Here is a 2695-nt window from a genome sequence, read left to right on the forward strand (position 1 = left end):
TCTATTGAAGATCACTTTGATAAATCTTTTGAACTTGAACAGACATTGCAAAGTGCAGGTAAAGATGATCGTTTAAGACAAGTTCGTGCAATCACGGATTTGGCTGATATTTGTTATGTAAGGCAAAAAGAGCAAAGAGGACTTGGTGATGCAATTTACTGTGCCAAAAAACATATTGGTGGAGAAGCATTTGCAGTACTTTTAGGAGATTCCATTACAAAAGGTCCTGTTCCATGCACAAAGCAGCTGATTGATGTTTATGAAAAATATAATGCTTCTGCAATTTCCCTTGAGGAAGTTCCACTGAACAAAGTGGAAAGATATGGAATCATCAAAGGAACTGAAGTTGAACCTGATGTTTATAATATTGAAAAGCTTGTTGAAAAACCTTTAGCTCATCAAGCACCATCCAATTTAGCTATTATGGGACGTTATGTTTTGACTGCTGACATTTTTGATAAGATTGATGAAACCGAACCTGGTGTCGGCGGTGAAATTCAACTTACTGACGCTTTATCAAAATTAGATGCAATCTATGGAAATACATTTGAAGGAAAAACCTATGATATAGGAAATCGTTTTGAATGGTTAAAAACTTCTATTGAATTTGCTCTTGATGATGAAGAGTCCAAAGATGCATTACTTAAATATATGAAATGTATGATTGACAAATGTGAATAGGCCCCTAACTGATTGTTAGGGATTTTCATCCTTTTTTTTTTTTAAAAAAAATTAACAAGTGAGTCAAATGGAATATAGGATGATTGAAAAAACAGGAGATATGATTTCTCCATTGGGCTTTGGCGCAATGAGATTGCCTCTTAAAAATGGAAAAATAGACCGGGAAAAAGCTCAAAAGTTAATCTATCATGCAATAGACCATGGTGTTAATTTAATTGATACGGCATATCTTTATGGTGATAGCGAAACATTTCTCGGAGAAATTCTTAAAGGAGAATACGCAAACAAAGTTATTATTTCTTCTAAATTGCCGGCTATTAATGTTCGAAAATATGAAGATATGGAAGAAATCTTAGAAGAGCAACTTAATAGACTTCAGAGAGATTGCATTGATTATTATCTGGTTCATGCTGTTGATTTAAAAGCAATGAATAGGCTTTTTAAAAAGGATTTAATCAAATTTTTAGAAAAAGCTCGAAGCGAAGGAAAAATTAAACATGTTGGTTTTTCATATCATGGACCTAAAGAGGAATTCCCGTCATTAATAGATGCCTATGACTGGGATGTAGTGATGGTTCAGTATAATTATTTTGATGAGAATGTTCAAGCCAGTGTTGAAGGCATTGAATATGCTGCTTCTAAAGGCATGGGAATCTTTATAATGGAACCTTTAAAGGGTGGTATTCTTGCAGGAAAAATGCCTGATGAAGCTGAAGAAATATTTAAAAAAGCCAATCCAAACAAAAGCAATGCCCAATGGGCAATGGAATGGGTTTTAAATAACCGCAATGTTACATGTGTCCTGTCTGGAATGAATTCTCTTGATCAGCTTGATGAAAATCTGGAAGTGGCTCATAAAACCACACCATTATCCATGAGTTTTGAAGATCTGGAAACTGTCGAGTTTGTTAAAAGAGTTATGAGGAATTCCCTTAAGATTAATTGTTCTACCTGTGGCTACTGTATGCCTTGTCCTCAGGGAGTTAATATTCCGGAATGCATGAAAATATATAATGAAAAATATTTGTTTAATCATAAAGGATTTATAAATCCTTCTTCAATGAATTATTTTCAGTATGTAGGTGGAGTAATGGGACATTCGGGCAATGCAGGAAAATGTAATGCCTGCGGCAGATGCCTAAGAAAATGTCCTCAAAAACTTGATATCATATCCGAGTTAAAAAAAGTTAAAAAGGAATTTGAAGTCCCTGGAATGAAATATATTTTATCATTTGTTCAGGTTGTTGGTTTTCCTATTTACAGAAGGATTGTCAGGTTATTGAACCGTTAATTTTTTCTTATCTTGTCTGTAATTTCCTCCCATTCCTGTGACTCTACAACATCAAAGGTCTCCCGCCAGAATTTTTGTCTGACTATATTTGACGTTTCAGTAAAAATGGGATGGTTTCTTTGCTTTAGAAAGTCATCATAGTAATCGTATGGCATGGTTATCACTTTATTTTGTTAATTAATAAGTATTATAATTTTATATTTTATTTAAAACTTGTTGAATCCATTGATAAAAATTGTTGGCACTGATAAAAATTGTTTTCAATGAATCATAAGTATTTAGGCTTATGTTAAAAAAATGGTTATATCTAATTAAATACATTTCTTTTTTTTGAGTCTGTAAAATTTTATAGGCTTTTTAAAATTTAATTTTTTTACACTTGAAGTTTTACTTCGATGAAATTCATTCCAATTTTTCTTTAATTTTAATATAAATTGATAAAAAATAGTAAATTACTTAAATAAGTGAGGACAAATTATATTTTATGCCTAATATAAATAAATTTGCCCTCAATAATAATTTAGACTTCATACAACTTAAACTTTTTGATTATTCTGATGAAAGAATTGATCATGAAAAAATCATTTCAGAAAGGTTAAATAAAGTACCAAATTTTGAAAATACTAATCAAAAACTATTTTTAGATGAAAATAACACTTTTAAATATGATATTCCAATTTGTCCTAATTGTGGTTCCCATAAAATAATTAAAAAAGGTACGAT

3 protein-coding genes and 1 pseudogene are annotated in these 2695 nt (G+C 31.2%); 3 read left to right on the plus strand and 1 reads right to left on the minus strand.

The features are described 5' to 3' along the window. Both ACKI3Q_RS07540 and ACKI3Q_RS07545 read left to right on the plus strand, forming a co-directional pair. A partial coding sequence (locus ACKI3Q_RS07540; RefSeq protein ID WP_407415809.1) for a UTP--glucose-1-phosphate uridylyltransferase occupies nucleotides 1-681 on the plus strand: 681 nt, incomplete at its 5' end. A gap of 67 nt (nucleotides 682-748) precedes the next feature. Beyond that, the gene (locus ACKI3Q_RS07545) at nucleotides 749-1972 is read left to right on the plus strand and encodes an aldo/keto reductase (RefSeq protein WP_407415811.1); all 1224 of its coding nucleotides are present in this window, start codon (nucleotides 749-751) and stop codon (nucleotides 1970-1972) included. On the opposite strand, the gene ACKI3Q_RS07550 is transcribed toward ACKI3Q_RS07545, so the two are convergent. Beyond that, a complete protein-coding gene (locus ACKI3Q_RS07550) occupies nucleotides 1969-2127 on the minus strand; it encodes a hypothetical protein (protein ID WP_407415813.1) in 159 nt (52 codons plus the stop codon). The two genes, ACKI3Q_RS07545 and ACKI3Q_RS07550, sit on opposite strands and share 4 nt — an antisense overlap. 329 nt (nucleotides 2128-2456) lie before the next feature. On the opposite strand from ACKI3Q_RS07550, the pseudogene ACKI3Q_RS07555 reads away from it, so the two are divergent. Further along, nucleotides 2457-2695: pseudogene (locus ACKI3Q_RS07555) on the plus strand (hypothetical protein); the annotation flags it as partial.

Origin of the sequence: Methanobrevibacter sp., from assembly GCF_045636185.1 — an archaeon.
In the GTDB taxonomy this organism is placed as follows: Archaea; Methanobacteriota; Methanobacteria; order Methanobacteriales; family Methanobacteriaceae; genus Methanocatella.

Excerpts from the sequence above, each read along its gene's own strand:
- ACKI3Q_RS07550 (WP_407415813.1), bottom strand. The coding sequence starts at position 2,127 with ATGCCATACGATTACTATGATGACTTTCTAAAGCAAAGAAACCATCCC.
- ACKI3Q_RS07545 (WP_407415811.1), top strand. The coding sequence starts at position 749 with ATGGAATATAGGATGATTGAAAAAACAGGAGATATGATTTCTCCATTG.